Origin of the sequence: Streptomyces sp. NPDC000229, assembly GCF_040300825.1 — a bacterium.
In the GTDB taxonomy this organism is placed as follows: Bacteria; Actinomycetota; Actinomycetes; order Streptomycetales; family Streptomycetaceae; genus Streptomyces.
Genome location: NZ_JBEPEL010000018.1, coordinates 1 through 26789 on the forward strand (window position 1 = coordinate 1; position 26789 = coordinate 26789).

26 protein-coding genes and 1 pseudogene are annotated in these 26789 nt (G+C 72.8%); 13 read left to right on the forward strand and 14 right to left on the reverse strand.

Annotated features, from left to right (window positions below):
- Positions 1–184: 184 nt before the first annotated feature.
- Positions 185–535 carry a hypothetical protein gene (locus ABT360_RS12305; RefSeq protein WP_351814208.1) on the forward strand — a complete coding sequence of 117 codons (351 nt, stop codon included), beginning with the start codon at positions 185–187 and terminating at the stop codon, positions 533–535.
- 63 nt (positions 536–598) lie between these two features.
- On the opposite strand, the gene ABT360_RS12310 is transcribed toward ABT360_RS12305, so the two are convergent.
- A complete protein-coding gene (locus ABT360_RS12310) occupies positions 599–790 on the reverse strand; it encodes a hypothetical protein (protein ID WP_084903276.1) in 192 nt (63 codons plus the stop codon).
- 310 nt (positions 791–1100) lie between these two features.
- Between ABT360_RS12310 and ABT360_RS12315 the strand changes: the two are divergent.
- Positions 1101–1247: pseudogene (locus ABT360_RS12315) on the forward strand (tannase/feruloyl esterase family alpha/beta hydrolase); the annotation flags it as partial.
- Positions 1248–1262: 15 nt separating this feature from the next.
- On the opposite strand, the gene ABT360_RS12320 reads toward ABT360_RS12315, so the two are convergent.
- Entirely contained in the window at positions 1263–2162 is a 900-nt protein-coding gene (locus ABT360_RS12320) for a DUF2867 domain-containing protein (protein ID WP_351814210.1), read from the reverse strand.
- 51 nt (positions 2163–2213) lie between these two features.
- On the opposite strand from ABT360_RS12320, the gene ABT360_RS12325 reads away from it, so the two are divergent.
- The gene (locus tag ABT360_RS12325) at positions 2214–2792 is read left to right on the forward strand and encodes a TetR/AcrR family transcriptional regulator (protein ID WP_351814212.1); all 579 of its coding nucleotides are present in this window, start codon (positions 2214–2216) and stop codon (positions 2790–2792) included.
- Between the two features lie 2 nt (positions 2793–2794).
- Here ABT360_RS12325 and ABT360_RS12330 read toward each other — a convergent pair whose 3' ends face one another.
- Positions 2795–3742, reverse strand: a complete 948-nt coding sequence (locus ABT360_RS12330; protein WP_351814214.1) for a GNAT family N-acetyltransferase — start codon at positions 3740–3742, stop codon at positions 2795–2797.
- A 204-nt stretch (positions 3743–3946) separates the two neighbouring features.
- Between ABT360_RS12330 and ABT360_RS12335 the strand changes: the two genes are divergently transcribed.
- The 4 genes from ABT360_RS12335 (at position 3947) to ABT360_RS12350 (ending at position 7785) form a co-directional block, all read left to right on the forward strand.
- The gene (locus ABT360_RS12335) at positions 3947–4603 is read left to right on the forward strand and encodes an HAD family acid phosphatase (protein ID WP_351814216.1); all 657 of its coding nucleotides are present in this window, start codon (positions 3947–3949) and stop codon (positions 4601–4603) included.
- A 96-nt stretch (positions 4604–4699) separates the two neighbouring features.
- A complete protein-coding gene (locus tag ABT360_RS12340; RefSeq protein WP_351814218.1) occupies positions 4700–5581 on the forward strand; it encodes a YhjD/YihY/BrkB family envelope integrity protein in 882 nt (293 codons plus the stop codon).
- 129 nt (positions 5582–5710) lie between these two features.
- Complete coding sequence (locus tag ABT360_RS12345) at positions 5711–6514, forward strand: VOC family protein (RefSeq protein ID WP_351814220.1); 804 nt, start codon at positions 5711–5713, stop codon at positions 6512–6514.
- Positions 6514–7785 carry a cation:proton antiporter gene (locus tag ABT360_RS12350; protein WP_351814222.1) on the forward strand — a complete coding sequence of 424 codons (1272 nt, stop codon included), beginning with the start codon at positions 6514–6516 and terminating at the stop codon, positions 7783–7785. The genes ABT360_RS12345 and ABT360_RS12350 overlap by 1 nt, the downstream gene beginning before the upstream one ends.
- Positions 7786–7792: 7 nt before the next feature.
- Here ABT360_RS12350 and ABT360_RS12355 read toward each other — a convergent pair whose 3' ends face one another.
- Positions 7793–8671, reverse strand: a complete 879-nt coding sequence (locus ABT360_RS12355) for a hypothetical protein (protein ID WP_351814224.1) — start codon at positions 8669–8671, stop codon at positions 7793–7795.
- A gap of 123 nt (positions 8672–8794) precedes the next feature.
- Entirely contained in the window at positions 8795–9814 is a 1020-nt protein-coding gene (locus tag ABT360_RS12360) for an SDR family oxidoreductase (RefSeq protein WP_444852227.1), read from the reverse strand.
- Positions 9815–9996: 182 nt separating this feature from the next.
- Here ABT360_RS12360 and ABT360_RS12365 point away from each other — a divergent pair, with 182 nt between their 5' ends.
- Together ABT360_RS12365 and ABT360_RS12370 are read left to right on the forward strand one after the other, a co-directional pair.
- Positions 9997–10791 carry an SDR family NAD(P)-dependent oxidoreductase gene (locus ABT360_RS12365; RefSeq protein WP_351814228.1) on the forward strand — a complete coding sequence of 265 codons (795 nt, stop codon included), beginning with the start codon at positions 9997–9999 and terminating at the stop codon, positions 10789–10791.
- 210 nt (positions 10792–11001) lie between these two features.
- Positions 11002–12438, forward strand: coding sequence for a PP2C family protein-serine/threonine phosphatase (locus tag ABT360_RS12370; RefSeq protein WP_351814230.1), 1437 nt, complete (start codon positions 11002–11004; stop codon positions 12436–12438).
- Between the two features lie 285 nt (positions 12439–12723).
- Here ABT360_RS12370 and ABT360_RS12375 read toward each other — a convergent pair whose 3' ends face one another.
- A complete protein-coding gene (locus tag ABT360_RS12375; RefSeq protein WP_351814232.1) occupies positions 12724–14217 on the reverse strand; it encodes a DNA-binding protein NsdB in 1494 nt (497 codons plus the stop codon).
- A 234-nt stretch (positions 14218–14451) separates the two neighbouring features.
- Between ABT360_RS12375 and ABT360_RS12380 the strand changes: the two genes are divergently transcribed.
- Positions 14452–15570, forward strand: a complete 1119-nt coding sequence (locus ABT360_RS12380) for an aminoglycoside phosphotransferase family protein (protein WP_351814234.1) — start codon at positions 14452–14454, stop codon at positions 15568–15570.
- 365 nt (positions 15571–15935) lie between these two features.
- On the opposite strand, the gene ABT360_RS12385 is transcribed toward ABT360_RS12380, so the two are convergent.
- Entirely contained in the window at positions 15936–16316 is a 381-nt protein-coding gene (locus ABT360_RS12385) for a hypothetical protein (protein ID WP_351814236.1), read from the reverse strand.
- Between the two features lie 255 nt (positions 16317–16571).
- Here ABT360_RS12385 and ABT360_RS12390 point away from each other — a divergent pair, with 255 nt between their 5' ends.
- From ABT360_RS12390 to ABT360_RS12400, 3 genes are all read left to right on the forward strand, one after another.
- The gene (locus ABT360_RS12390; RefSeq protein WP_064070628.1) at positions 16572–16856 is read left to right on the forward strand and encodes a GlsB/YeaQ/YmgE family stress response membrane protein; all 285 of its coding nucleotides are present in this window, start codon (positions 16572–16574) and stop codon (positions 16854–16856) included.
- A gap of 180 nt (positions 16857–17036) precedes the next feature.
- Positions 17037–18770, forward strand: a complete 1734-nt coding sequence (locus ABT360_RS12395) for a PP2C family protein-serine/threonine phosphatase (protein ID WP_351814237.1) — start codon at positions 17037–17039, stop codon at positions 18768–18770.
- Positions 18771–18957: 187 nt separating this feature from the next.
- The gene (locus tag ABT360_RS12400; protein WP_351814239.1) at positions 18958–21312 is read left to right on the forward strand and encodes a terpene synthase family protein; all 2355 of its coding nucleotides are present in this window, start codon (positions 18958–18960) and stop codon (positions 21310–21312) included.
- Between the two features lie 20 nt (positions 21313–21332).
- Here ABT360_RS12400 and ABT360_RS12405 read toward each other — a convergent pair whose 3' ends face one another.
- From ABT360_RS12405 to ABT360_RS12435, 7 genes are all read right to left on the reverse strand, one after another.
- Entirely contained in the window at positions 21333–21722 is a 390-nt protein-coding gene (locus tag ABT360_RS12405; RefSeq protein ID WP_351814241.1) for an RNA-binding S4 domain-containing protein, read from the reverse strand.
- 45 nt (positions 21723–21767) lie between these two features.
- On the reverse strand, positions 21768–22268 hold the full coding sequence (locus ABT360_RS12410) for a hypothetical protein (RefSeq protein WP_064070633.1): 501 nt from the start codon (positions 22266–22268) through the stop codon (positions 21768–21770).
- A gap of 200 nt (positions 22269–22468) precedes the next feature.
- Entirely contained in the window at positions 22469–22870 is a 402-nt protein-coding gene (locus tag ABT360_RS12415) for an ACT domain-containing protein (protein ID WP_351814244.1), read from the reverse strand.
- A gap of 256 nt (positions 22871–23126) precedes the next feature.
- Positions 23127–23369, reverse strand: a complete 243-nt coding sequence (locus tag ABT360_RS12420) for a DUF397 domain-containing protein (RefSeq protein ID WP_351814245.1) — start codon at positions 23367–23369, stop codon at positions 23127–23129.
- A gap of 110 nt (positions 23370–23479) precedes the next feature.
- Positions 23480–24649 (reverse strand): thiolase domain-containing protein, encoded by a 1170-nt coding sequence (locus ABT360_RS12425; protein ID WP_351814247.1) that lies wholly within the window; start codon positions 24647–24649, stop codon positions 23480–23482.
- Complete coding sequence (locus ABT360_RS12430) at positions 24639–25718, reverse strand: thiolase domain-containing protein (protein ID WP_351814249.1); 1080 nt, start codon at positions 25716–25718, stop codon at positions 24639–24641. The genes ABT360_RS12425 and ABT360_RS12430 overlap by 11 nt, the downstream gene beginning before the upstream one ends.
- Entirely contained in the window at positions 25715–26677 is a 963-nt protein-coding gene (locus ABT360_RS12435; RefSeq protein WP_351814250.1) for a Zn-ribbon domain-containing OB-fold protein, read from the reverse strand. Before ABT360_RS12435 ends, ABT360_RS12430 begins: the two co-directional genes overlap by 4 nt.
- Between the last annotated feature and the right edge of the window lie 112 nt (positions 26678–26789).

Below are 26789 nucleotides of genomic sequence, written 5' to 3' on the forward strand. Positions count from 1 at the left end.
TGGGCGGTCCCGAGAGCGGGGAGGGTGGGCGCAACGGAGTCGGGGCGGTGCCGGTGGCACCCGACTGCACCTGTGGACCTGCCACACCGGGCCCAACCAGAAATGGACCCTGCCCTGAACCTTGAGGAATTTCACATTTCGGGGCATCGCATCGGCCCCTGCGGTCAGACGTATACGTATGGCAGTGGATTCCGAACGTAACCAGGATGTGCTGATCGGCACCAAGCCCCGGGCCCAGGTCGAGGCGGCGTACCAGCGGCTGGAGCACAAGGCGGCGGCGCCCGGTCTCCGGACGCCGTTCTCGCTGGGCGCCGTGGCCGCCTTCGAGTGGGCGCTCGGGCGGGCCGCCGAAGCCCCGGTGACGGGGGCCGCGGGCACCGGTCGCATACCGTCCAGTCACCTGCTCACGGCGGAGCTGGACGCGGCCGTCGTGCAGCTGGGGGACCCCACCGAGGACGCCGAGCGTGCGGCCCAGGTCCGAGGTGTGCACGACGCGCTGGCCTGGGTGTGCGGGCTCGTCGACGAGCAACCGTGAGTCGACGAGCAGCCGTGAGCCACGGCGGCCGGCCGGGAGGCGTCAGCGGCTACCCGCCCCCGCTCATATCGATGCCGGGGGCGGGAAGCCCATGCCCGGGTAGCCCGGTGAGCGGCCCACGGCACCGAAGTCCAGCGCCCGGGTCAGCTGCCTGAGCGTCTCCTCGGCCACGCGGCGGACGTCGGCGGGAACGTCGCCGCGCTCCTCGATGAGGCTGTCGTAGATCGGCGCGTCGCCTCGCACGGCGGAGTCCATGTCGAAATACCTTTCCGAAGACGTCTGTTGATCCCTCACCGCCGCTGCGGGCAGCGGTGGACGAGTGTACGGGGCATGATCCCACCCGGTGCGCGCAGCCCGCCCTGGGCACCGTCCCCCGATCGCGCCCGCCCGGGCTCCGCCCGGCCGCTGCCACCCAGCGGGAGCCGTCGGCCTGCGCAATCCCCTCCGGCTCCGCCCGGCGCCGCGGGGACTGTGGTGCGCCCTGCCCTCCCCGGCGGTGTCCCGGCCGCCCTACGGTGCGGGGACCCCCTGACCCCCGAGCAGCCCGCCCCTGCCCGCCTCGTTCGACGCCTTCCCCGGCCGGCTCCGGCCGCTGGTGCCGTGCCACCGCTCGGCGTTCACCGCCCTGGAGGACTGGCTCGGGCGGGGCCACCGTCCGCCTGTCGGCCGGACCGCCGGTCCGGCGGAGCTGCCGACCGGCTGCCGGCTCTGACGCCCCAGCGCCGTCTCAGCGCCGCGTGGTCTCCCGCGTCCAGTGCCGTTCCCCGGCGGTGGGCGCGGCGAGCGCGAGCCTGCGGTGGGTGCGGCGGAGCATCAGCCGGGCCATGTACGGGTGCACGTGGCGTACGACGCCGAAGTAGAGCCGGCCGAGCGCGTTGTGGGTCTTGACGACCGTGCTGAGGGTGACGCCCTGGTCGTCGACGAGGAGGGAGGCACGGAAGTCGAGGTGGCGCGCGTCCTCGCCGAGGAGGAGTTCGCCGCCCTCGACCGCCTTGACCGTGAAGGGCAGGACACCGCGCCAGGCGCGCGGGTCGCGGGCCATGCCGGGGGCGAGGGGGAGGCGCCAGGCGTCGGTGAAGTCGGGCCGGTCGAACGCGCTGCGGGCGAGCCGTGCCGAGGCGGGTATCGGGGCGGCGACGGGCCGGGCGTACCCCAGGCGGTGCAGCAGCCGGACCCGGGGCGTCCTGGTGGCCGGGCGGGCGGCGGTGCGGCCGGTGGCTGCGCGTTCGGCGTTGTCGAGGAGCTCCTCGACCACCGTGTCGTGGACGGGACGCACGAGCAGGGCCCAGACCAGCGCCTGGCCCGGGCCCTGCCGCTGCTCCAGGGTGTGGACCATCCGGCAGCGGCCGGGGCCCAGGGGCTCGACGTACAGCCGGTGGTGGCCGTCGTCGGGTGGCGCGAAGTCGAACCGGAGGCTGCGGCCCGGGGTGTACTCGGTGACCCGGTACCGGACCGGTCCGTGACCGCCGTCGGCGCCGACGCCGAGGGGCCGGTCGAACCGGATCGGCGGCCAGGCGGGGACGGGGAAGAGCGGGTCGTCGTCGGCGGCGATCCGGTCGAGCAGGGCGCCCACCCGCTCGGCGGGGGCCTCGATGACGCGGGCGTGGGCGTTCCGTACCGTGCGCATGCCGCACCTCCATACGGGAGCGTATGTTTTTCCGTACGCTACCGTACGGTCATGACGCGCGAACGACCGGCCGGTGCCCGCCGGAGGCTCACCGTCCAGGACTGGGCCGACGCCGCCCTCGCGGCCATGGCGGAGGGCGGCGGCCTGGCGGCCGTTGCGGTCGAGCCCCTGGCCGCCCGGCTGGGCACCACGAAGGGCAGCTTCTACTGGCACTTCACCGGCCGTGACGCGCTGATCGAGGCGGCGCTGGAGCGGTGGGAGGAGACCTCCACGGAGCGGATCATCGAGGCCACGGAGCGCCGGCCCGACCCCGAGACCCGGCTGCGCACGCTGTTCCGGACGGTCATGACGGAAGCGGTGAACGACCCCCTGGAGGTCTCGCTCCTGGCCGACGCGGGCCACCCCCATGTGGCGGCCGCCCTGCGCCGGGTGACGGAGCGCCGGATCGGATACGTCGCCCGCCTCTTCGAGGACCTGGGCTTCCCCCCACCGACGGCGGCCCGGCGCGGGCTGCTGGCGTACACGTCCTACCTGGGCCACACCCAGCTGGCCCACGCGGTCCCGGAAACCCTCCCCTCTGATCCGACGTACCTCGACTCCGTCCTGGAGACGCTGCTGCGCCGTCCCTGACGTCAGCCGGCTGCGGGAAGCGTGACCTCCCAGGTGTCCACGGCGTAGTGCAGCCGCATGCCGTGGGCCTCGTAGAGCCGCAGGGCGCCGCTCTCGTTGAGGGTGTCGACCCCGAGCCCGAGCGTGTCGCGACCGAGGGCGGCGTAGACGCCGAAGGCGTGGCGCAGCAGGTGGCCGCCCAGCCCCCGGCCGCGCGCGGCCCTGACGACGCCGAGGTTGCGGACCCAGCCCATGCCGGAGCGGTCGTTGCGGGAGAGCAGCACGGCGGCGTCGCCAATGCCTTCGACGGAGGCGATCCAGACGAGCGACCAGTCCAGGTGGGCGGCGTCGAGATCGTCGAGCCACTGCTCGTAGGTGCGCGGCTGGTGGTCGAAGTGGTCGGCGAAGGTCTCCTCGACCAGTGCGTGGGCGCGCCGCCGGTCGGTCTCGTCGATGCAGGCGCGCAGGGTCACCCCGGACGGCGGTTCCGGGAGCGGGTCCTGGTGTGGCGTCAGGTCGCGGACCATGACCTGGTAGCGGCGTACGGTGCGCCAGCCGCGCCGGGTGAGGATGGCGGTGTCGGTGGTCGGCCGCTGGTTGAGGTGGAGGTGGACCACGGCCTGCGCGGCGCCGTTTCCGCGCGCCTTGGCGCGGGACCGTTCCTCGGCCGCCGCCAGCAGGCGTTCGCCGGCCGCCTGGTGGTCGGGCAGAACGTAGTGGTCGATGTCGACGCGTTCTGCGCCCGAGTCGTCCCACAGGAGGGCGTACGCGACGAGCCGGCCGCCTTCGAAGGCCAGCCACGAGTCCTGTTCGAGGTCCACCTCCGGGTGGACGAGGTCGGCCTCGACGGTGTGCGGATCGGTTTCGGGGGCGCCGATCTCGATCGTGTCGATGGCGTTGAGCAGCTCGCAGATCTGCGGCGCGTCCTCGGTCCGGGCGGCCCGGACGGTCACTATGGGTCCCGTCTGCATCGGGCCACTGTCCGGGGCCGCCCGTCTGCCACGCAAGCGGATTTCGCCCGGCCCGTCTGCTGCGCAGGCGGATTTCGCCCGGCCCGTCTCCCCGCGCACCAAATGGCTACCGGCCAGTAGATGGAACGCTTCATTCCGTCCATCATTGGGCGCGAGCATGCCAAAGCCTTCACCGATCCCTACCCCCACAGGAGTTGAAGCCCCATGCATGCAGCTCGATGGAGAATACGGGTGGCGCTCACCATGGCCACGCTCGCCGTCACCACGGCCACCACCACTGCGGCCACTGCCGCCTCACCGGCCACTCCCGCCTCCGCCCCCGTCGCCCGTGCCGCGGCCGGCGCCACCGGCGCCCAGCTCGCCGGCGTCGACTACGCCACCTGGCAGCGCGACGTGGCCGCCGCCCTCGCCCAGGCCCGCCCCTACATCGAGCAGCGCACCGCGTCCTCCTCCGGCCGGAAGCTCGCGCTGGTCCTCGACATCGACAACACCTCCCTGGAGACGGACTTCCACTACGTCTGGGAGTACCCGACGCCCGCCGTCCGGCCCGTTCTCGACCTGGTCCGGTACGCGGACTCCCGTGGCGTGGACGTCTTCTTCGTCACCGCTCGGCCGGGCATCCTCCACGCCCCCACCACCTACAACCTCAAGGCGGCCGGCTACCCCGTCGACGGCCTGTACGTACGCGACCTGCCCGACCTGTTCGACGAGGTGAGCGCGTACAAGACGGCCAAGCGCGGCGAGATCGAGGCGAAGGGATACACGATCATCGCCAACATCGGCAACCGGCCCACGGACCTCGTCGGCGGTCACGCCGAGAGGACGTTCAAGCTGCCCGACTACGACGGCAAGCTGTCGTAGCGACGCCCCACCCGGGGACGCGGGCGGAGGCGTCCATTCGGGGTCTCCCCCGCGCCCACCCGTACCCCGCACGCCCCTGCCGGGTATGCGAGGTGCATGTCCGAGAAGTCTCCCGGGGCCGAGGGCGGGGCCCGCGCATGGTGGTTCGGGCGGCTGCACGGCGCCTTCCACCGCTCGGCCGCCGGGCGCGGCTGGCGGACCGGTACCGACCTGGAGCTGATGCACCGCTCGATGGGGTTCGCCGCCCTCGGGCTGCTCACGCTCGTACCGCTGCTGATCGTGATCGCGGCCGCCGACCCGGCGGGCGGGACCGGGTTCGCCCAGTGGCTCTCGGACGGCCTCGGGGTCGCGGAGGGCTCGACGGACGAAGTGGAGCGGCTGTTCGCGCCTCCGGGTGCGGCGCTGGAGTCGACCACCGGGTTCGGTATCGCCGCACTCGCCGTGTTCGGTATGACGTTCGGCGGTGTGGTGCAGACGGGCTACGAGAAGGTGTGGGAGCTGCCCGCGGCCCGCTGGCACACGATGTGGCGCCACGCCGTCTGGCTCGCCCTGCTCGTCGGCTACCTCCTGCTGTCGGCCGACGTGTTGTCCCGCCCCGCCACCGGCGGTGACCTCGCCTGGCGGGTGACGCTCGCCTTCGCCAGCGCGGTGCTGTTCTTCTGGTGGTCGCAGCGGCTGCTGCTCGGCGGGCGGCTGCCCTGGCGCGCCCTGCTGCCCGGGGCCGTGTGCACCGTGATCGGGCTGGCCGGGCTGCGGGTCTTCTCCCGGCTGGTCTTCTCCACGCTGATCGCCTCCAACGCGGTGGCGTACGGACCGGTGGGCACGTTCCTGGTCGTCCAGTCCTGGCTCGTCGGCGTCGGCTTCGTGGTCTTCGGCGGCGCGCTGGTCGGCCGGCTGCTGTACGAGGAGCGCTGGCACCTGGCCCGTGGGGTGCGGCGCTCGCGCGCCCGCCTGCGGCTGCCGCGGCGGCGCGGCTGAGCCACGGCCGGGAGAGAAGGGCCATCCCCCACAAAGAGTGCAAGGATGGACACCGGGCAGAGGCAGAAGAGAGAGCAGGGACACCTGCGGCACATCCGCACCACTGGTGACACCGGGACGGTTTTGCACATGAACAGGAAGCCGACAGCCACCACGGCGTCAGGGGTGACGTCCAGCAGCTCCGTGTTCGGTGCACCCTGCTGGGTCAGCCTGATGACCCGCGATCTGCGCGCCGCCCAGGACTTCTACGGCGCGGTCCTGGGCTGGGAATTCCGTCCGGCGCGGCTCGGCAAGGAGTTCAGCGTCGCCCTCGAGGACGGCAACCCCGTCGCCGGGATAGGAGCACTGGCCTCCGCCCTCCAGGTGGCCGTCGCCTGGACCCCGTACTTCGCCGTCCAGGACGCCGACCAGACCACGTCCCGCATCAGGGAGCGCAGCGGCACGGTGGCCGTCGGGCCGGTCGGGTTCGTCGTCGGACGGGGAGCGCTCGCCGCCGACCGGGACGGCGCGGTCTTCGGCATCTGGGAGGGCCAGCTGCTCTCGGGATGGGAGACCTGGCGCGCCGAGGCGCCCGCGTGGCTGCGGCTGCAGACCCGGGACGCCTTCGAGGCCGCGATCTTCTACGGTGAGGTCTTCGACTGGGCGTGTGGCCGGCCCGGCTGCTGCGACGTCGAGTACGAGGGGGACGAGGTCGTGCTGCGCAGCGCCGGCCACGTGGTCGCCCGGCTCAGCTCCGGCGCGCTGGAGGCCGCGCCCGACCCCACCGTCCGGCCCCGCTGGGAGGTCCACTTCCCGGTACGCGACGTGGACGCCCGCGTGGCGGCCGCACAGCGGCACGGCGGCACCGTGGTCCACCACGAGCCGGGTGCCCACGCGACTCTGCGTGACCCGGACGGGGGTTTGTTCACGCTCACCGCGCGCACTACTGCTTAATGACCTTTTCCGATCTGGTGTACGCCGGCCTGGGCGTCGGTGCGCTCGCGGCCGCCGTCCTGCCACGGGTGGTCTTCAGCCGCCCGTTCTCGATGCCCATGGTGTTCCTGGCCGCCGGTGCCGCCGTCCAGCTGCTGCCGCTGCCGGTTCCCGTGGTCGACCCGGTGGGTGACCGGATCTGGGTGGAGCACATCACCGAGGTCTGCGTGATCGTGTCGCTGATGGGCGCGGGACTGGCCATCAACCGGCCGCCCGGACTTCGCGCGTGGGCGGGCAGCTGGCGGTTGCTGGGCGTCACGATGCCGCTGACGATCGTGGTGACCTCCGTGCTCGCGTGGGCGCTGCTGGACTGGCCGCCCGCCGTGGCGCTGCTGCTGGGTGCGGTGCTGGCGCCCACCGATCCGGTGCTGGCGGCGGAGGTGCGGGTGGGCGAGCCGACCGACGCGGAGGAGGACGAGGACGAGGTGCGCTTCACGCTCACCAGTGAGGCGGGCCTCAACGACGGGCTCGCCTTCCCGTTCGTCCTGGCGGCCGTCGCGCTGGCGGCCTCGGCGGGGAGCGGCTGGTCGGCCGGGTGGATCGGCGGCTGGGCGCTCTCCGACCTCCTCGGCAAGGTGGCGATCGGGGTGGCCGCGGGGATGGCGGTGGGCCGGCTGCTCGGGTGGATGTTCTTCCGCGCCAAGGCGTCGGCGCTGCGCCTGTCGGAACACATGGAGGGTTTCGTCGCCCTGGGGGCCACGTTCCTGTCGTACGGGGTGGCGGAGCTGCTGCACGGCTACGGCTTCCTGGCGGTCTTCGTCGCCGCCTGCACGCTGCGTGCCGCCGAGCGCAGTCACGGCTACCACAAGGTGCTGCACGAGTTCACCGAGCAGATAGAGCGGCTGCTCACCGCGTTCCTGCTGTTCCTGCTCGGCGGGTACGTCGCCGGGGGCGGGCTCGCGGCCCTGACCTGGCAGGCGGCGGCCGTCGCGATGCTGCTGGTGCTGGTGGTCCGTCCGGTCACGGGCTGGCTGGCGCAGTCCGGCTCGGCGGCCGGGCCGCGCGAGCGGATCGTGACGGCGGTGTTCGGGCTGCGGGGCATCGGATCGCTCTACTACCTCGCGTACGCGCTGGGACAGGACGACTTCGGCGGGCCGGCCCAGCAGCTGTGGGCGGTGGTGGCCTTCACCGTGCTGGCCTCGGTCGTCCTGCACGGGGTGACCGCGACCCCGGTGATCAGCCGTCTCGACCGGCTGCGCGGGACGACGGCGCCGGGCGATCCGCCGCCCTGAGGCCGCGCTACGCCGGGAAGCGTTCGAGGAGGGCGCGCCGCTGCGCCTCCTCCCGCTCCAGGACGTCGGCCAGGATCTCGGTGTCGCGGCTGCCGCTGATCGCGTCCCGCACCAGTGCGGCCAGCGCGTCGGGCGGCAGCGCCTCGGCCTGGGTGGTGGACGTACCGGGGAAGGAGCGCCGGTCGCTGGCCTTCACCGGGGCCGTGGGCAGGCGGAACCGGGCGATCTGGTGCTCGGTGACGGCCAGCCGGTCGAAGCGCATCGTCACATCGGGGGCGTCCAGCGCGGCGAACGCCGTGACGTCCTCGGCGAGCGCCGTGAACTGGTGCAGACCGGTGGGGTCCCAGTCGCCGACCACCAGGATCCGTACGGAGGTGTGGCCGCCCGCGGCCGCCCGCTGGGCGGCGGCCCGTTTGCCGGACAGCCCGGTCGCCGACGTGTACACGGGCACGCCCCAGGGATCGGTCACCGTGGCCAGTTGCGGCACCAGGCCGGCCGTGTCGCACCAGACCTCCAGGCGGGCCTCCTGGCCGGCCTGGCGGTCCAGCCGGAAGCCGCGGGCGGCGTCCAGCTGTGCCTGGCGGAACCCGTCGGGGCCGTCGTACGCGACGGGTTCCACGGCGGCGTCCGTGCCGTCGCCGATGGCCAGCCAGGAGATACGGCCGGAGCGGCGGGCCATGCCGAGGAGGTCGACGAGACGCTTGTACGTCCGCTCCTGCCTCACGAGGACCCCGTCGGACACGGCCGCGTACCAGATCTGACGTATGGTCAGCGGTAACTGCGCCGCGTACCGGCCGAGGATGAGCTCGACGGCGGCCAGCAGGTCCTGGGTCGCGGGGCGCGGTTGCCAGTCGGGCTGATAACCACGAGGACGCCTGTCCGGCACCGTTGCCCCCTTCACCGGCCGAGTGGGTGTGCGCGTCGGGACGCCGGGGCGTCCCGACCTCTCCTGTCGGTCTGCCCACTCGGGGCGCCGCCGTCACCTGTGGGCGACGCCCGGTCCCGCGCGTCAGCTCGCCTTGCGGCCCGCGAGGGGGGCGGTGTCCATGCCGGCGCCGTGGCGCATGCCCTCCAGCATCTCCTCGATGGCCTCCAGGGAGGAGCGCAGGGGCCGCCAGCCCAGTTCGTCGTGGGCACGGGTGCAGTCCATGAGGGGCAGGCGCAGCACGGCGTCGAAGAGCTGCGGGGAGGCGGGGATCAGACGCATGCCCCACCCGGCCGCGAGTGCGGCGCGGATGGCCGGACGGGGAAGGCGGACGACCCGGGCGTCGAGGAGACCGGCCAGCTCCCGTGCGTCCAGGACCGGCTCGGCGGCCAGGTTGAAGGCGCCGCTCACGTCCTTGGTGACCGCGAGGCGGTAGGCCTGCGCGGCGTCGTCGGTGTGCAGGGCCTGGAAGCGCAGGCCCGGGATGTCGGGCACGACCGGGATGGTCTTCGGCCCGGCGAGCTGGCCCGGCATGAACCGGCCGGCGAAGATCCGCCGCTGTTCGCTCCCCGACTCCTCCTTGAACAGGAAGGCCGGCCGCATCCGGACGACCCGCACCCCGGGGTTGCGCGCCTCGAAGGCGTCCAGGACCCGTTCGAGGTAGGCCTTCTCCCGGCAGTACGCGGCCTCCGGCCAGCCGTGGGTGGGCCATGACTCGTCGACCGCGCGGTCCTTCGGCCCGGGCGAGTACGCGCCGACCGACGAGGCGTGGACGAGCGCGGGCACGCCGGCGGAGGAGACGTCCCGGTACACCTGGAGGCTGCCGAGGACGTTGGTGCGCCAGGTGGCCACCGGGTCGTGCGTGGGCTGGAACGCCCAGGCCAGGTGGACGACGGCGTCGGCGCCTTCGAAGTGCCTGACCAGGTCGGTCTCCTCCCGGAGGTCCACCTCGGCCCAGTCGGTCTTCGGCGGTGACCAGCCGGGCAGCCGGCGGGCCAGGCCCAGTACGGACGAGATCTGCGGGTCATCGGCGAGGGCCGCCACCACACTGGTGCCGACATTTCCGGTGGCTCCAGTGACGACGACCCGCTTGCCGGCGTTCATATTCACGGCTCCGCCCTCCGACGGCGACGACTCTGTCCGGGTCCCGGCCCGGGGCCCGGCCACGGGCGGTCCGGGTACCCCCTGCGCGGCGGTCCACGTCAGCCTCGTACCGGGCATGAGGACGGGGGCGGAAGGGCACCATCGGACGCGGGGGACGGCACGCGAGAAGGGAAACCGGGCGGATGCATGTGAACCTCACGGGCAGGACGGCGCTGGTCACCGGCTCGACGCAGGGCATCGGCGCGGCGATCGCCACCGCCCTGGCGCGCTCGGGGGCGACGGTGGCGGTCAACGGGCGCACCTCGGAGGGTGTCACGGCGGCCGTGAAGCGGCTGCGGGCGGAGGTCCCCGACGCCGAGGTGGTCCCGGTGGCCGCGGACATCGCCACCGAGGAGGGCGCCGAGCTGGCCGTGGAGCTCTTGCCGGAGGTGGACATCCTCGTCAACAACCTGGGCATCTTCGAGCCGCGGCCGGCGCTGGACATCACGGACGAGGAGTGGCGGCGGTACTTCGAGGTGAACGTGCTCGCGGCGGTGCGGCTGACCCGCGCGTATCTGCCGGGTATGGCGGGGCGCGGCTGGGGACGCGTGCAGTACATCGCCAGCGACTCGGCCGTGGTGATCCCGGCCGAGATGATCCACTACGGCATGTCGAAGACGGCGCTGCTGGCGGTGAGCCGGGGTTTCGCCAAGGAGGCCGCCGGGACGGGCGTCACCGTCAACGCGGTCATCGCGGGCCCCACTCGTACGGGTGGTGTCGAGGACTTCGTGTACGAGCTGGTGGACCAGGATCTGGCCTGGGAGGAGGCGCAGCGCGTGTTCATGCGCAAGCACCGTCCGCAGTCCCTGTTGCAGCGGCTGATCGAGCCGGAGGAGATCGCGCACATGGTGGTCTACCTCAGTTCCCCCCAGGCGTCGGCGACGACCGGCGGGGCGGTGCGGGTCGACGGCGGCTACGTGGACTCGATCCTGCCGTGACCCACCGGTGTCCCCGCACGGGCCCGCGCCGGGGGTACGGTGGCCCTCCGGCCCGGACGGCCGGTTCCCACCGGGCCTTTGGCATATGCCACAAGCGCCACCGTATCGAGTGTTGCCAAACCACTTACAGGCAGTCTCCGCCTGTGCAACAGTCGTAACCGGTCCTTAGTTTCAGACCCTGGCCGCGCCGCGCCCGTATCGGAGTACGACATGCCGTCCCATCTGTTCGCGGACCGTCCCGCCCCACAGCCGCCGGAGCGCGGCACGCTGGACGCCCTGATCTCGCAGACCCGTCGGCTGCGCGGAGACGTCGACGCCGTGCGCCGGGACGCCGTGGCGGACGAGGACGACCCCCAGGGCCGCTGGCAGCGCGCGTTGTGCGACCTCGCCGTCCACCAACTCGACGATCTGGGCGCACAGTTGGGCCAGCTCAAGGAAGGCGTCCCGGACGGCCTCGCGGAGTCGGCCGAGCCGGACGGGGGCCCGGGCACCGACGACGCGCCGGCGGACCCGCCGCCCACCGGGTCACTGCTCAGCCGGGTCGGCAGCGCGGAGTGGAATCTCCTCACCGACGAGGTGAGCTGGTCCGACGAGTTGTACGTCATCTTCGGCCGCTCCCCCGAAGCCGGCCCGATGACCCTGGACGAGCTGCCCTCCATGGTGTTCGCCGAGGACCAGGCCCTGCTGACGGCGATGGTGACGGGCTGTCTGATCGACGGCAAGCCCATCGACGGCGAGTTCCGGATCGTCCGTGCCGACGGCCGGGTGCGCACGCTGCACATGATGGGCGAGCCCGTCCTCGACGTCGACGGATGCACCGCGTCGATGTGGGCCGTTTTACGGGACGTCAGCGAGCTGCGCCGCAGCGAGCGGGCCGTGCGCGAATCACGGGACTCGCTGCAGCGCCGCCAGCACATCGAACAGACCGAGCACCGCGTGGCCGTGGAGTTGCAGGAGGCGGTCCTGCCGCCCTGGCGCGGCTCCTCCGGCCTCCCGCACGGCGGCCCCGCCGGGCTGGACCTGGCCGGGCAGTACCTGCCGTCCGGGTCCAGCGCGACGATCGGCGGTGACTGGTACGACGCGCTCGAACTGCCCGACGGGGACGCCCTGCTGACCGCGGGCGACCTCACCGGGCACGGGGTGTCCGCGACGTCCACGATGACGATGCTGCTGGGCGCCCTGCGCGGTATGGCGGTCGCCGGAATCCGCCCCGGCGCCCTGATGGGTTACCTCAACCAGGTGCTGGACTCCTCCTCGCAGCCCGCCCTGGGCAGCGCGGTGTGCTGCCGCTACGACCCGCGGACCCGGACGCTCACCTGGGCACAGGCGGGCCACCCCGCCCCGCTGCTGTTCCGCGGCGGGACGGGGCACGCGCTGACCCGCCCGGAGGGCGCCCTGCTGGGGGCGACGTCCGGGGCGACGTACGAGCAGGCCGAAGTCCGACTGCTGCCCGGGGACCTGCTGGTACTGCACACGGACGGGCTGACCCGTGGTCCCGGCCGGGACAGGCTGCTGGAGCTGGCACCGCGGTTCGCCCGGGCGCGCGACGCCCAGGAGTGTGTGCGGTCGGTGGTGGAGGAGTTCGGCCGTTCGCCTCGTGAGGGCGACGCCTGTGTGATGGTCGCCAGGGTCGGCGGCCGCTCGTGAGGTCCGGCCCGGGCGTCATGGTGCGTACGGTCGTGATGCTCGGGCCTGCCGCGACGCAGGGCGTCGGCGTCGGCATGGGGTGATGGTTCCGGCCGGCGTCCGTGGCTGAGCGCCCGCCGGGCGGGATGGGCAGGATGGATGGGTCGTGGCCGGGCCGGAGTGTCCGGCCGCTCCGTTCGTCCGGGTAGGTCTGGTCCGGATGCGTCTCGTTCGCGCAGTCAGTGTTCGGGGGGTTCAGCGGCCGGGCCGGTTCAGCGGCCGGTCGTGCCGTCAGGAGCGGCGCCGTCAGGCCTGGCCGCGCCGGGGCCTCTTCGCCGCGCTCTTCGGCATGGCCAGCTGGATCTCCTCACGGAGGTCCTCGATCTTCGAGTAGCCCGCGTAGTGCCCGGTGAGCCGGTACATCTCCCGCAGCCGGTCCCAGGTGCGGTGGGAGGACGTCTCCCCCATCGACATCAGCGCGAGCCTGGCGTACCGGTCGGCCTGCTCGGGGTCGTCCGCGATGAAGCACGCCGACGCCATGGAGAGGTAGTCGAAGATCTTCGACCGCTGTGTGGCCTCGGTTCGCAGGGCGAGCGCCTTCTGGGCGAAGTACTGGGCCTGCCGGGCGGCCGCCGGTTCGTGCTCCGCGAGAGTGCGGTAGGCGAGGGCCTGCATGCCGTACAGGTCCTCTTTCCTGAAGGTCTGCATCCAACTCGGCAGGGGCACGTCGGACTTGTCCGAGACGAACAGCTCCTCCGCCTCGCCCAGGGTGCGGCGCATCGCCTGGCCGCGGCCCATGGACGCCTGCGCCCAGGCCTCGATGGTGTGCAGCATGGCCTGCGTACGCGGCAGGATCTCCTCGCCCGAGCCCGACCGTGCGAGCTTCATCAGGTCGAGGGCCTCGTCGGGACGGCCCAGGTGGACCATCTGGCGGGCGGCGCGGGAGAGGGCCTCACCCGCGCGGGGCCGGTCGCCGCCCTCGCGGGCCGCGTGGGCGGCGATGACGAAGTACTTCTGGGCGGTGGGTTCCAGGCCCACGTCGTGGGACATCCAGCCGGCGAGGACCGCCAGGTTTGCGGCGACACCCCAGAGCCGGCGCTGGAGGTGGTCGGGGTGACGGTAGGCGAGCATGCCGCCCACTTCGTTGAGCTGGCCGACGACGGCCTTCCGCTGGAGCCCGCCGCCACGGGCGGCGTCCCAGGCGCGGAACACTTCGACCGAGCGTTCCAGCGCCTCGATCTCCTGCGACCCGATGGGGGCGGCCTCGTAGCGGTCGAACCCGGCGGGATCGGCGTGCAGGGGATCGTCGAGGCGGGGGGCTTCGGCGGCGAGAGCGGGGTCGGTGTGGAGCCAGTCGTGCATGGCGCTGGTGAGTGCGGAGCCTGCGGCGAGCGCGGCGCCCGCGCCCACCAAGCCGCGTCGGTTGAGCATGAGGTCCATTCCCGTGAATTCGGTGAGGACCGCAGCCGTACGCTCGGGCGCCCAGGGCAGCCCGTCAGGGTTGTCGGTGTTCCTGACGTCCCGCCGTTTCCCGGCGCGCCCGTGTCGTACGAACCCGAGGTCCTCGATGGTCACGACACGGCCGAGTCGCTCGGTGAACAGAGCTGCCAGCACCCGGGGTACGGGATCGCGCGGGGTCTCCCCCATGTCGATCCAGCGCCGGACCCGCGAGGTGTCGGTCGCCAGCTGGGGGTGGCCCATGGCCGCCGCCTGCCGGTTCACGAGTCTTGCGAGTTCCCCTTTGGACCAGCCGGCGAGGCCGAACAGGTCTGCTAGGCGGGTGTTGGGTTCTCCGGTCACGTCAAGCCCCCAGGTTCTCGGCTGAGTTGACACTAACCCGCTGTCATAGGGCTGGCGACTATTCGCCAGGGTTCGCCAGGGTCCGCCAGATGGTGTGCCACCCGCGCCCGGGTGTCAGGTAGGAAAGCGCCACCCCGCCCCGGCAACCGGCCCTCATTCCCCAGGGTGTCGGCCGGTTGCCGGGACGGGGCAGCGTACGTAAATCGCCGGCACACGAAGGGATCTGTCTCGCCCATGTACACAGCATCGTCCTCCGTGTCCGCCCCGCCCCGGCCGCAGCGCACCGTCCCGGCCGGCAGCGGACCGTATCTGGATCCCACCCAGGCGGGTCGGGCCCGGCGCTGGACGGGGACGGTGGCCGGCCCGCTCAGCGGGAGAATCGACTTGTCCGGCACCCAGGGCGCGCAGCTGCGGAAGGCGATCGCGTCGGTGCACCGGATCTGCCCGGAGTTCAACCCGGTGCAGGTGATGCGGCGCAGCGGCCGCTCGGTCCTTCTCGTCGGGACCACCGGACGCGCCACCGCGGTAGCCAAGTGTTTACTGGACCACTCCCCCGCGTGGGTCGAGCGGTTCCGTCACGAGATCGCCGCCTACCGGGCCTTCGTACGCCACCGGCCGCCGGTGCGCGCGCCGCGGCTGATCGCCGCCGATCCCGACAACTGCACCCTGGTGATCGAGCGGATGCCCGGCCGGGCCGCGGCCCTCACGCGGCACCCCCTGGAGGCACCGCCCCGGGCCGATCTGCGGGCCGCGCTCGGCGCGATCACCCGGCTCAACGGATGGCGGCCGCCGGCCGGGACGTTCGACGCCCCGCTCGACTACGGTTCGCGGATCTCCCGCTACCACGAGCTGGGCCTGTTCACCGACCGGGACCGGGACGACCTGCAGAAACTGCTGCACGGGCTGGCCCACGCGGGCGGCCGCCAGGGCATGGGCCAGTTCTGTCACGGGGACGCGCTGCTCTCCAACATCCTGTTGTCGCCCACCGGTCCGGTGCTGGTCGACTGGGAGCACGCGGGCTGGTACCTGCCGGGGTACGACCTGGCGACACTGTGGGCGGTGCTGGGCGACGCCCCCGCGGCCCGGCGTCACATCAGCCAGCTCGCGCAGCGCGAGGGCCCGGCGGCGCGGGACGCGTTCCTGGTGAACCTGATGCTGGTGCTGACGCGGGAGATCCGTACGTACGAGACGGCCGTGCAGCGCACGATACGCGAAGCCCCACCCGCCGGTTCGGTGCCGCCGGCGCCGGGCGCGGTGTCGACCGGCGAGGAACAGCGGCTGCTGCTGCGGCGGCTGCACGATGACTGCGCACTGGCACGGCGGGCCGTGCGCGCGGCGGTCGGCACGCGCTGACCGGCGGCGAGGGGGAAGCGCGCTGTGTTCCCGGTGCCGACACACCGGGCACACAGCGCGTTGTCGTACGCCCGGACGCCCGGGGCGCCTCCGCTCCCCGAGGCCGAGGACCGTGGGGCACCGGGGTGTCGGGCCTCGAACGGCCTGTCGAGGTGGTCCGGCTGTCCTGGGCAGCCCGACTCGGGCCTCGCGGGCGTGGCGGAGGGCTCGGCTGAACGGGGCACGCACGTTGGGCGGCAGGCCGCGGCCGTGACCGGTGGCGACCAGCGCGGCGGCGACGTCCCGCAGCTTGGTCTGGCCGTGCTGGGGGGTTTCGACCAGGACCTGCCACGCCTGTCCGGCAGGGCCCGGTGGGTGACGGTGTGTCAGGGGTGGCGGATCACCAGGGGCGGGCTGCAGGCCGCGGCGGGCAGTTCCGGTGAGGTGATCAGGACGCGGTACGGCCCTGTCGGCAGCTCGGGTACGACGACGGAGGCGCCCAGGGCGCGGGGGTCGACGTGTGCGGCGAGGAGCGCCGCCGGGGTCCAGCCCTCGTCGGTGCGCCGTTCGAGCAGCACGTCGCACGGGTGCCACAGGGCGCCGGTGTACTGCCAGCTGATCCGGTGCCGTTCCACGCAGGTCCAGCGGGTTCCCGCCGACGGGCTGCTGACGTGGAGCGATTCCGGGGGCGGGCGCAGGGTGCGCGACGGGCAGAACACGTCGGTGGCGTTCAGGAGCCGGGCTTTGGTGCGGGCCATCCACTTCATGGGCGGTGTCTCTTCCTCTTCGGCTGTCCGGTGGCCGGTGCGGTGAGGGGCTGCCGTTGGTGTTGCCGGTGGGGCACCCGGGCACGCACGCCGACCGGCCTGTCCGTTCCGGGACTTTGGGCCTGTTCGGGCCGGGTCGTTCGGCTCCTCGTCGGTTCGGTGGGGGCCACCGGTGTTTATCGGCCGCGGGCGCGGCAACGCGCTGGGATGTCCCGCCGCGTGGCGGAACATGCGGAAAGCTACGGGAGGTCGAGAATGGGAATCATCGCGTGGATCATCATCGGGCTGCTCGCCGGTGCGATAGCCAAGGCGCTGATGCCGGGACGGGACCCGGGCGGCATCCTGGTGACGATGCTGATCGGCATCGTGGGTGGCCTGCTGGGCGGGTGGCTGGGCAAGGTCATCTTCGGTGTGGAGTCGATCGACGGTTTCTTCGACCTGTCGACATGGATCGCCGCGATCATCGGTTCGGTGATCATTCTCGCCCTCTACCGGCTCATCACCGGACGGGGCCACCGGGGACACGGCGTCCACGCCTGACCCCCGGACGGAGTACGTGCCCGTGCGGGATACGTCCCGCACGGGCACGAGGTGTACGAGGAGCACGATGAGAAAGGCCGTCACCATGAACCTTCCCGGCCACAGACACGCGCCGGCCGCCGGGGCGGCCGTCGGCGCCGGGGCCGTGGCGCCCTCATGACGCGGTCGCCCACTGCCGACGTGGCGTCACTCAAGGCGTACATCGAGCGTGAGATCACGACGCTACGGGCGGAGGTGCGCCGCAGGTCGGAGACGGCCGGAGTGGCGGAGCCCTCGGCGGGGCGGGCCTCCGGCGAGGCGGGAGCGCCGTCGCCGGAGAACGCCGGCCACGCCCGGACGGCCCAGTGCCCGTGCGGTCAGGGCTATGGCGCTCAGCACACGTGCGTGGACACGGGCGAGGGGCACGACCCCCGGCGGTGCCTCTGCGCGGCGCTGCCGGCGATTCCGGTGTCGGCCGCGCTGCTCTCCCCCGTGCGGAACGACGCGGGTGCGATCACCGACTTCACCATCCGGGCCGGGAACCACATCCGCTCCGCCGAGTGGCTGCTCTCGCCCGACCAGCAGGCGGGTCAGCTCTTCTTCGCCGAGGCCCGGCCGGGGGCGGCGGGCGGCGGGCTGCTTGCCGCGTTCAAGGAGGTCCTGGCGACGGGCCGTGCCCTCAACGGCATGGTCGTGGACTACACCGAGGAACGGCACGGCAGGCTCCGGCGTGTCCAGCTGGTGCATTACGCGGCGTCGTGCGGCGACGAGCTGCTGACGACCTGGCGTCCGGTGCGCAGTCAGGCTGAGCTCCTGACCATCGACGCGCAGCATCTGGCCTCCATGGGCTGGGGACGCTGGGACCTGCTGTCCGGATCGGTGACGTGGTCGGAGGGGTTGCAGCGGATCTTCCGTACGGACCCGGCGCTGCCGTGGTCCCTGCTGGAGCTGTGCGATGCGCTGGTGCCGGCGGACGTGGGGCCGTTCGGCGAGTTCATCGCGTCGGTGCTGGCCGGTGAGGAGCCCGCCTGGACCCGGATCCGTTTCCTGGTGCTGGGTGAGGTCCGTACGGTCGACCTGCTGGGCCGCCCGGTGGCGGGCACGGACGGCCGGCCCTGGGCGCTCCAGATCGTGGCGCGTGACCTCACTCCGCAGATGCGCAGCCGTCGCCGGCTGGTGGAGAAGCAGGTCGAGACCGAGCAGCTGCGGCAGCAGGCCGCGGCGGAACGGCATGTCGCGTCGGCGCTGCGGGAGGCGCTGCTGCCGACGTACTCGGAGGGGCTGGCCGAGCTGGGGCTGTCCGTGGCGGCGGCCTATCTGCCCGCCGAGCCGGACGCCGCGGTGGGCGGTGACTGGTACAAGTGCCGGCCGCTGGCGGACGGCCGGGCGCTGATCGCCATCGGGGACGCGAGCGGGCACGGCCTGGAGGCGGTCGCCCGGATGGCCCAGCAGCGGCACGCGATGGCGGGGCTGGCCCAGACGGGGGCGTGTGCGGGGGACGTCACCACGTGGCTCAACGAGCTGGTGTGCAGCGACCCCACCTCGGCGACGGCCACCATGTCGGTCGGGCACGTCGGTGCCGACCGGGTCTTCCGGTGGACGTGTGCCGGGCATCCGGCGCCCCTGCTGCTGCGTGAGGGGCGTGCCTACGCGCTGCCGACGGAGCACCGGGGGCCGCTGCTGGGGGTGCTGCCGGGGCACACGTACGAGACGGCGGAGTTCCGGCTGGAGCAGGGCGATGTGCTGCTGCTGTACACCGACGGGGTGGTCGAACGGCGCGGTCAGGACATCACCGAGGGCATCAACGCGCTGACCGGGCTGCTGGCGGCGAGCAGCGGTCTGCCGCCGCGGCGGATCGTCGACCGGCTCACCGAGGAGTACGAGCGGGGCGTTCACGACGACGATGCCTGCCTGCTCGCCGTCCAGGTCGACTGAGCCCGGCCGGAACGTGGCCGGCGGGGCGTCGTCGGTACAGCCGGCGATGTGCCCGCGGTCCGCGTGCCGTCGGCGTGGAACCCCCCACCGGCGTTCATACGACTAATACGGCCAATGGCGTGGTCCGTCGCGGCGAGGGGTAGGGGGTGGCGCGGTACCTCCACGCTCACCGAAAGGCCCCGCACGCATGGCACAGCCCTTCGTTCTGCCGGATTTCTACCTGCCCTGTCCGGCACGCCTCAACCCCCACGTGGAGGCGGCACGTTCCCACACCAAGCAGTGGGCGCGCCGGATGGGGATGCTGGAGGGGTCGGGGGTCTGGGACGAGCACGACCTCGACTCCCACGACTACGCCCTGCTGTGCGGGTACACCCACCCGGACTGTGACTCCGAGGCGCTCTCCCTGGTCACCGACTGGTACGTGTGGGTGTTCTTCTTCGACGACCACTTCCTGGAGGTCTTCAAGCGCACCCAGGACCTCGTCGGCGGCACGGCGTATCTGGAGCGCTTGCCGGCGTTCATGCCGATGGACCTCTCCCGGGAGATGCCCGAGCCGGCCAACCCGGTGGAGGCCGGTCTCGCCGACCTGTGGACGCGGACCGTGCCGAGCATGTCGCCCGCGTGGCGGTCGCGGTTCGCCGAGGCGACCGAGCACCTGCTCAACGAGTCCCTGTGGGAGCTGGCGAACATCAACGAGGGGCGGATCGCCAACCCCGTCGAGTACATCGAGATGCGCCGCAAGGTGGGCGGCGCGCCCTGGTCGGCGGGGCTGGTGGAGTACGCGGTGGGCGCCGAAGTACCGGAGGCGGTGGTGGGCTCCCGGCCGCTGCGGGTCCTGCGGGACGCCTTCGCCGACGCCGTACACCTGCGCAACGACCTCTTCTCGTACCAGCGCGAGGTCGAGGACGAGGGCGAGAACAGCAACGGCGTCCTGGTACTGGAGAAGTTCCTGGAGTGCACGACGCAGGAGGCCGCGGAAGCGGTCAACGACCTGCTGACCTCGCGTCTCCAGCAGTTCGAGAACACCGCGCTGACCGAGGTCCCCCAGCTGTGCCTGGACAAGGGCCTGAGCCCTGCCCAGACCGCCGCGGTCGCCGCGTACGCCAAGGGCCTCCAGGACTGGCAGTCCGGTGGCCACGAGTGGCACATGCGCTCGAGCCGGTACATGAACAAGGGCGCGAAGAGCGGGCCGTCCCTCTTCAGCGGGGTGCTCGGCACCTCGGCGCTCGACATCACGACGCTGTTCGGCCGCCCCGCTGCCGCACGGGCGCGCAGCCTCACCCATGTGCCGAACCAGCACGTCGGCCCCTCGCTGCTGCCGGACTTCGACCTGCCGTACCCGCTGACGCTCAGCCCCCATCTGGACGACGCGCGCGCCAAGTCCCTGGAGTGGGCCCGCCGGATGGGTCTGCTCGACGACATCTGGGACGAGAAGCTGCTGGCCGGCTTCGACCTGGCCCTGTGCTCGGCCGGGCTCGATCCGGACGCCACGGTGGAGGAGCTGGAACTCAGCGCCGAGTGGCTGACGTGGGGGACGTACGGCGACGACTACTACCCCATCGTCTTCGGGCGGCCGCGTGACCTCTACGGCGCCAAGCTGTGCAACGAGCGCCTCATGACGTGCATGCCCGTCGACGCCCCGGAGGCGGGGGCCGCGGGGGCGGTCAGCCCCATGGAGCGGTCGCTGGCCGACCTGTGGGCACGCACCGCCGGGCCAATGGGGCCCGGGGCGCGGGCGTCCCTCCGCAAGGCGCTGGACGACATGCTGGAGAGCTGGCTCTGGGAGCTGCACAACCAGGCGCAGCACCGCGTCCCGGACCCGGTGGACTACGTGGAGATGCGGCGGCTGACCTTCGGCTCGGACCTGACGATGAGCCTGGCACGGCTGCGGCACCAGAACCACCTGCCGCAGGAACTCCTCCGGAGCGGGACGGTGCGGAGCCTGGAGAACTCCGTCTCGGACTACGCCGCCATGGCCAACGACCTCATCTCGTACCAGAAGGAGATCGAGGTCGAGGGTGAGGTGCACAACGGGGTGCTGGTGGTGCAGTCCTTCTTCGGCTGCGACTACCGGACCGGCGTGAAGATCATCGACGATCTGATGCGGGGGCGGCTGCGGCAGTTCGAGCATGTGAAAAAGAATGAACTGCCGGTGCTGAGCGAGCAGTTCGGGCTCGACCGGAACGGCAGGGCCGCTCTCGCCGCGTATGTGCGGGAGCTGGAGGACTGGCTCGCCGGGATCCTCCACTGGCACCGCAGCGTACGTCGCTACCGGGACGAGGACGTCCGCTCGGGCGCCGGTACGCCCCGGCTGCGGGCCGCAGCCCGGCGGGGTGAAGCGACGCCGGGCGCGGTGCCGTCGGGGATGACGCCGGCAGGCGCGGGACGTCCGGGCGCGGGACGTCCGGGCGCGGGGGTTCCCGGTGCGGAGCGTCCCGGCGCGGGCCTGCCTGGCGCCGGGCTGCCCGGCGCGGGCCTGCCGACCGGGCCGACGGGGCTGGGGACCTCGGCGGCCCGGCCTGCGGGAATGTTCACGTCGTAGCCGCTGCCGGGCGGTGCCGATCAGGACGGGCGGATGCCGCGGAGCTGGTCCAGTTCGCGGCGTTCCCGCTTGGTGGGGCGGCCGGTGCCACGGTCGCGCACACCCGCGAGGGCGACGTGCTCGCGCGGCGGCGGGGGCGGGCTGTTGTCCACGTACGCCTCGGCGGCCACGGGCGCGCCGACGCGCTTGGTGAGCACCTGCTTCACCTCGACGATGCGCTCACGGCCGGCGTGGAACAGCCGGATTTCGTCGCCGGGCTTCACGGGCTGGGCGGGCTTGGCACGCTCACCGTTGACGCGTACGTGCCCGGCACGACAGGCGGTGGCGGCCTGCGAGCGCGTCTTGGTGAGACGTACCGCCCAGATCCAACTGTCGACGCGCGCGGTCGGGTTCCCTTCGTGTGCTGCCATGGTCCCGACTTTAGTCCGCACCGGCGGGGTCCCCGCCTCCTCGGCTCAGCCCTGCTGGAAGAGCTCCGCGGGCAGCGGCTTGAGCAGCGCGTACAGGTCGTCGGTGATGGGGCGGTCCCAGCTGGCGATGGTGACGAGCACATTGTCGCTGCGGTCGAACTGCACGCAGGAGATACGGCTCTCGGAGAGCTTGAGACGGCGGACGATGAGCAGGTTGTCCCCCTGCATGACCGGTACGTCCTCGGTCTCGACGACCTCGACCGGCTCGTCGTTCTCCAGCGCCGCGAGGAGCTGCGCGACCTCGAAGGGGATCTGCCCCTCGGCGAGCTCCCGGGCCGGGGACCCCTCGGGGAGGTTGCCGATGATCATGGCGGGTCCGCGGCCGCCGAACAGGTCGTACCGGAGGAAGACGCCCTGGCAGGTGCCGTCGGGGGCGGGGAGGAGACCGGCGCCGAGGTTGCCGGGCCAGTCGCCCGGGTCCATGGCCAGGACGTCGAAGTCCGGGCCCGCGGGTGTGGCGGCGCTGCGGCGGCGGAGGAAGGACATGCCGCCATGGTACGTGCCCGGGGCCCCCGACCGGCGCCCGGGCCCGGGCCCCCGCCCACCGGCACGGCCCCTGTCACCAGGCCCGCGGGGGCACCCGGCATTCACCGCTTCGGGCGACGGCCACCCGGGACGGGCGCCGTCCGTACCGGGCGCGGACGCGGGGCGTCGGGGGCGTACCGGGAGGGTCGTGGGGGTGCCGGTCAGGCGTAGCGTTCCGCCAGGCGGCGCAGTGCGGTGAGGGCTTCGCCCGCCCGGGCGTATTCGACGAAGAGGTGGTCGTGGTGGAAGCCCGCCACCACGTTGCAGCTCAGGCCGGCGTCGGCGAGCTCCCGGGAGACGGCGGCGGTGAGCCCGACGGCGTCGAGCGCGGAGTGGACGCGCAGGGTGATCCAGCCGGCCACGTAGTCGTACGGCAGCGAGGCGGCGTCCGCCTCGTCCTGCGGTACGACCAGGGTCAGGCCTTCCGATTCTGCGACGGTGACGACGGGGTGCAGTCGGGGCGGGACGGCGGGGCCGTCGACGGTCACGAAGACGAAGTGACCGGGGTTGAGTTCGGGCCGCATACCGGCGATCATCCGGTCGAGATCACGCTCTTCACTCATGACCCCCACCTTAGGCCGGACCCGGGCCGTCAGACCTGGTTGCGGTCGTGGTGGCGGTCCTGTGGCGCCTTGTGCGGGCGCCGGCTGGTGGGGGGCCGTCGCCGGCCTGCCGGTCGGGCTGGTGGCCGACGAGCCGGCCGGCGACGGGCCGCTGTTCACCATGCCGCTGTGGGGCACGGTCCTGCCGGGACTGCCGGGGGTCGCGTGCGGTGTCGTGGACGCACGGGCCGGAAGCGGGCGGACCGGGGCGTCACCGTCAGGTGAGGTCGAACTCCCCCTCCCTGGCGTTGAGCACGAAGGCACGCCACTCGGCGGGAGTGAAGATCAACGACGGGCTCTCCGGACGGCCGCCGTTGCGCATCGCGATGAAACCCTCGACGAAGGCGATCTGGACGTCGCCCGCTCCCTGACTGCCCGACTGCCAGTCCGCGTTGGTGAGGTCGAGCTCCGGCTTCTCCCAGCCTGCGAGCTGCTGCTGGGTGGTGATGGTCTCCGCCACGTGCCTGCTCCTCCCGGTTCGTCGTCCGCGCTCAGACTAGTCATCGGGGCCGGTCACGGACAGGGTGCGGCGCGTGACCGGTCAGGTGGTGGTCATGCGGCCCGTGACCTTCATGCGGTCGGTGGTTCGGCTCCCACCAGCCACATGGAGAAGAACTGGGCGCCGCCGCCGTACGCGTGCCCCAGTGCGCGGCGGGCTCCCGGCACCTGGTGCTCCCCGGCCTGCCCGCGCACCTGAAGGGCCGCCTCGGCGAAGCGGATCATGCCGGAGGCGCCGATGGGGTTGGTGGACAGGACGCCGCCCGAGGGGTTCACGGGCAGGTCGCCGTCGAGTTCGGTGACGCCCGCTTCGGTGAGCTTCCAGCCCTCGCCCTCGGCGGCGAAGCCCAGGTTCTCCAGCCACATCGGCTCGTACCAGGAGAAGGGCACGTACATCTCCACGGCGTCGATCTCCCGGCGCGGGTCGGTGATCCGGGCCTGCCGGTAGACGTCGGCCGCGCAGTCCTTGCCGGCCTGTGGCGAGACGAAGTCCTTGCCCGCGAACATCGTCGGTTCGCTGCGCATGGCACCGCCGTGCACCCAGGCGGGCGGCCCGGGAGAACGGGCGGCACCGGCTCGGTCGGTGAGGACCAGGGCGCAGGCGCCGTCGGAGGAGGGGCAGGTCTCCGAGTAGCGGATGGGATCCCACAGCATCGGGGAGGCCTGGACCTTCTCCAGGGTGATGTCGTGCTCGTGGAGGTGCGCGTACGGGTTCTTCAGGGCATTGCGCCGGTCCTTGTACGCGACGAGGGAGCCGATCGTGTCGGGGGCGCCGGTGCGCCGCATGTAGGCCCGTATATGGGGGGCGAAGAAGCCGCCCGCGCCCGCGAGCAGCGGCTGCTGGAAGGGCACGGGCAGGGACAGGCCCCACATGGCGTTGGACTCCGACTGCTTTTCGAAAGCGAGGGTGAGGACGGTGGAGTGGACCCGGGCGGCGACGAGATTGGCGGCGACGAGCGCGGTGGAGCCGCCGACCGAGCCGGCGGTGTGGACGCGCAGCATCGGCTTGGCGACGGCGCCGAGGGCGTCGGCCAGGTACAGCTCCGGCATCATCACGCCCTCGAAGAAGTCGGGCGCCTTGCCGATGACGACGGCGTCGATGTCCGCCCAGGTCAGTTCGGCGTCCAGCAGGGCGCGGTGGGCGGCCTCCCTGACGAGTCCGGCGAGGGAGACGTCACGGCGTGCGGCGACGTGCTTGGTCTGGCCGACGCCCACGACGGCCACGGGCTCCTTATGCGGCACGGGGCTCTCCTTCGAGGACGGCGACCAGGTTCTGCTGGAGGCAGGGGCCGGAGGTGGCGTGCGCGAGGGCGCGGTCGGAGGTGCCCCGGTGGATGCGGGCGGCGGCCTCGCCGAGCCGGATCAGGCCCGCCGCCATCACGGGGTTCGCCGCCAGGGCCCCGCCGGAGGGGTTCACCCGGACGCTGCCGTCGAGCCGCAGTGCCTTCCGCAGCACGACCTCCTGGGAGGTGAAAGGGGCGTGCACTTCGGCGGTGTCGACCGGCCGGTCGAAGGCACCGGCACGCTGTGCGGCGAGGCGGGTCGAGGGCGAGTCGGTGAGGTCGCGCACGCCCGGGTTGTGCGGTTCGATGCGGTGGTCGATGCCACGGATCCAGGCGGGCCGCTCGCACAGCTCGCGCGCCCTGTCCCCGGCGGCGAGGACCACGGCGGCAGCCCCGTCGCCGATGGGCGGGCAGTCGCCGGTGCGCAGCGGGCGGACCAGGTAGTCGCCGTGCGGACGGGGGCCGGCGAGCTGGGCGTGCGGGTTGCTGTCGGCGGCCGAAGCGCGGCTGCGGGCGGCGATGGCGGCGAGTTCCGGCTCGTCGGTCTCACCGGCGTCGATCAGTGCCTGTGCCTGGAGGGCGGCGAGGGAGACGGAGTCGGGCCAGAGGGGGGCGAGGTAGTAGGGGTCGAGCTGGCGGGTGAGCACGTCCCTGACCTCGCCGGGCGACGACTTGCCGTACGCGTAGACGAGGGCGGTGTCCGCCTCGCCGGTGAGCAGCTTCACCCACGCTTCGTACAGGGCCCAGGCGCCGTCCATCTCCACGTGCGACTCCGAGATGGGCGGCCAGGCGCCGACGCCGTCCAGGGCCATGGTGAAGGAGAAGGCACGGCCCGCGAGATAGTCGGAGGAGCCGGAGCAGGTGAAGCCGAACTCGCCTGCTTCGAGTCCGGTGTCCGCCAGCACCTGGTGGAGGACCGGCATGAGCATCTCGACCTCGGAGAGCTCGTCCGTGCGCCGCCGGTGGTCGCTCTGGGCGAAGGCGACGATCGCGATGTCCCTGGCGGGGTCCCTGGCCGGTGGTGTCACAGGAGCTCCTTGTAGGTGTCGTAGTCGGCGTCGGGTTCGCCGGTGGGCCGGTAGTGGTCGGGGTGGCGTGCGCCCTCGGTCCAGACCGGCTCGACGCGCAGGCCCATCCGCACCTGGTCGTAGGGGATGCCGCCGATGCGTCCGTGCAGGGCGAGGTCGGCGCCGTCGAGGGCGATGTGCGCGTAGACGTACGGCACCTCGATGTCGAGGTTCTTGGCCTTGATGTTGACGATGCAGTACGTGGTGACGGTGCCGCGCGGACCGACCTCGACCTGCTCGGTGGTGGCGACGCCGCACGTCGGGCAGGCGCCGCGGGGCGGAACGTACACCTTGTGGCAGGAGGGGCAGCGCTCTCCGACTGTCCGGCGGCCGGCCAGGGCGTTGAGGTAGGCGCTCTGGGCGCGGCCGGGCGCGTAGGTGTAGTCGAGCCGGGCGGGTGCGACGATGCCGGTGACGGGGTCGGTGAACCGACCGGTGTGGGGGCGTGGTTGTGGATCGTCCAGACCGTCGTGCGGTTCGAAGCAGGCGATGTCGGTGATGGAGCCTGTCCGGTGCGGTGCCCAGCGGACGCGCACGCGCATTCCGGTGCGTACGGTGTCGGGGCCGCCAGGTGCGTCAAGGGCGTGCAGGAGGGCGGTGTCGGCACCGTCGAGCCGGACCAGGACCCAGGCGAAGGGGCGGTCCAGGGGCTGGCCGCGGCGGGCCGCCGTGTTCCAGGCCCAGGTGGTGACGGTGCCGGTGGTGGCGACCTCGACCAGGTCGTGTATCTCCTCGGCGGTGACCGGGTCGTATTCGACGGGCGGGACGAGGACCTTGCCGTCGGCGGTACGGACGCCGAGGACGGTGCGTTCACGCAGGCCGGTGAGGAAGGCGGACTGGACGGGGCCGAGGGAGCGGGTGAAGGGGAACTCCACGACGAGGGGGGCGCGCAGTGCCTCGGGCGTGGGGACGGCTGTCATGGGCGGGGCTCCGATCTCCGCGCGGGGCGGGCGCGGACGGCTGGGGCGCGGACGGGTGGCTGTGCCCGTGGGGCATGGCTTGCGGCCGGTGGGTCGGAGGGCGGCTTCTGCC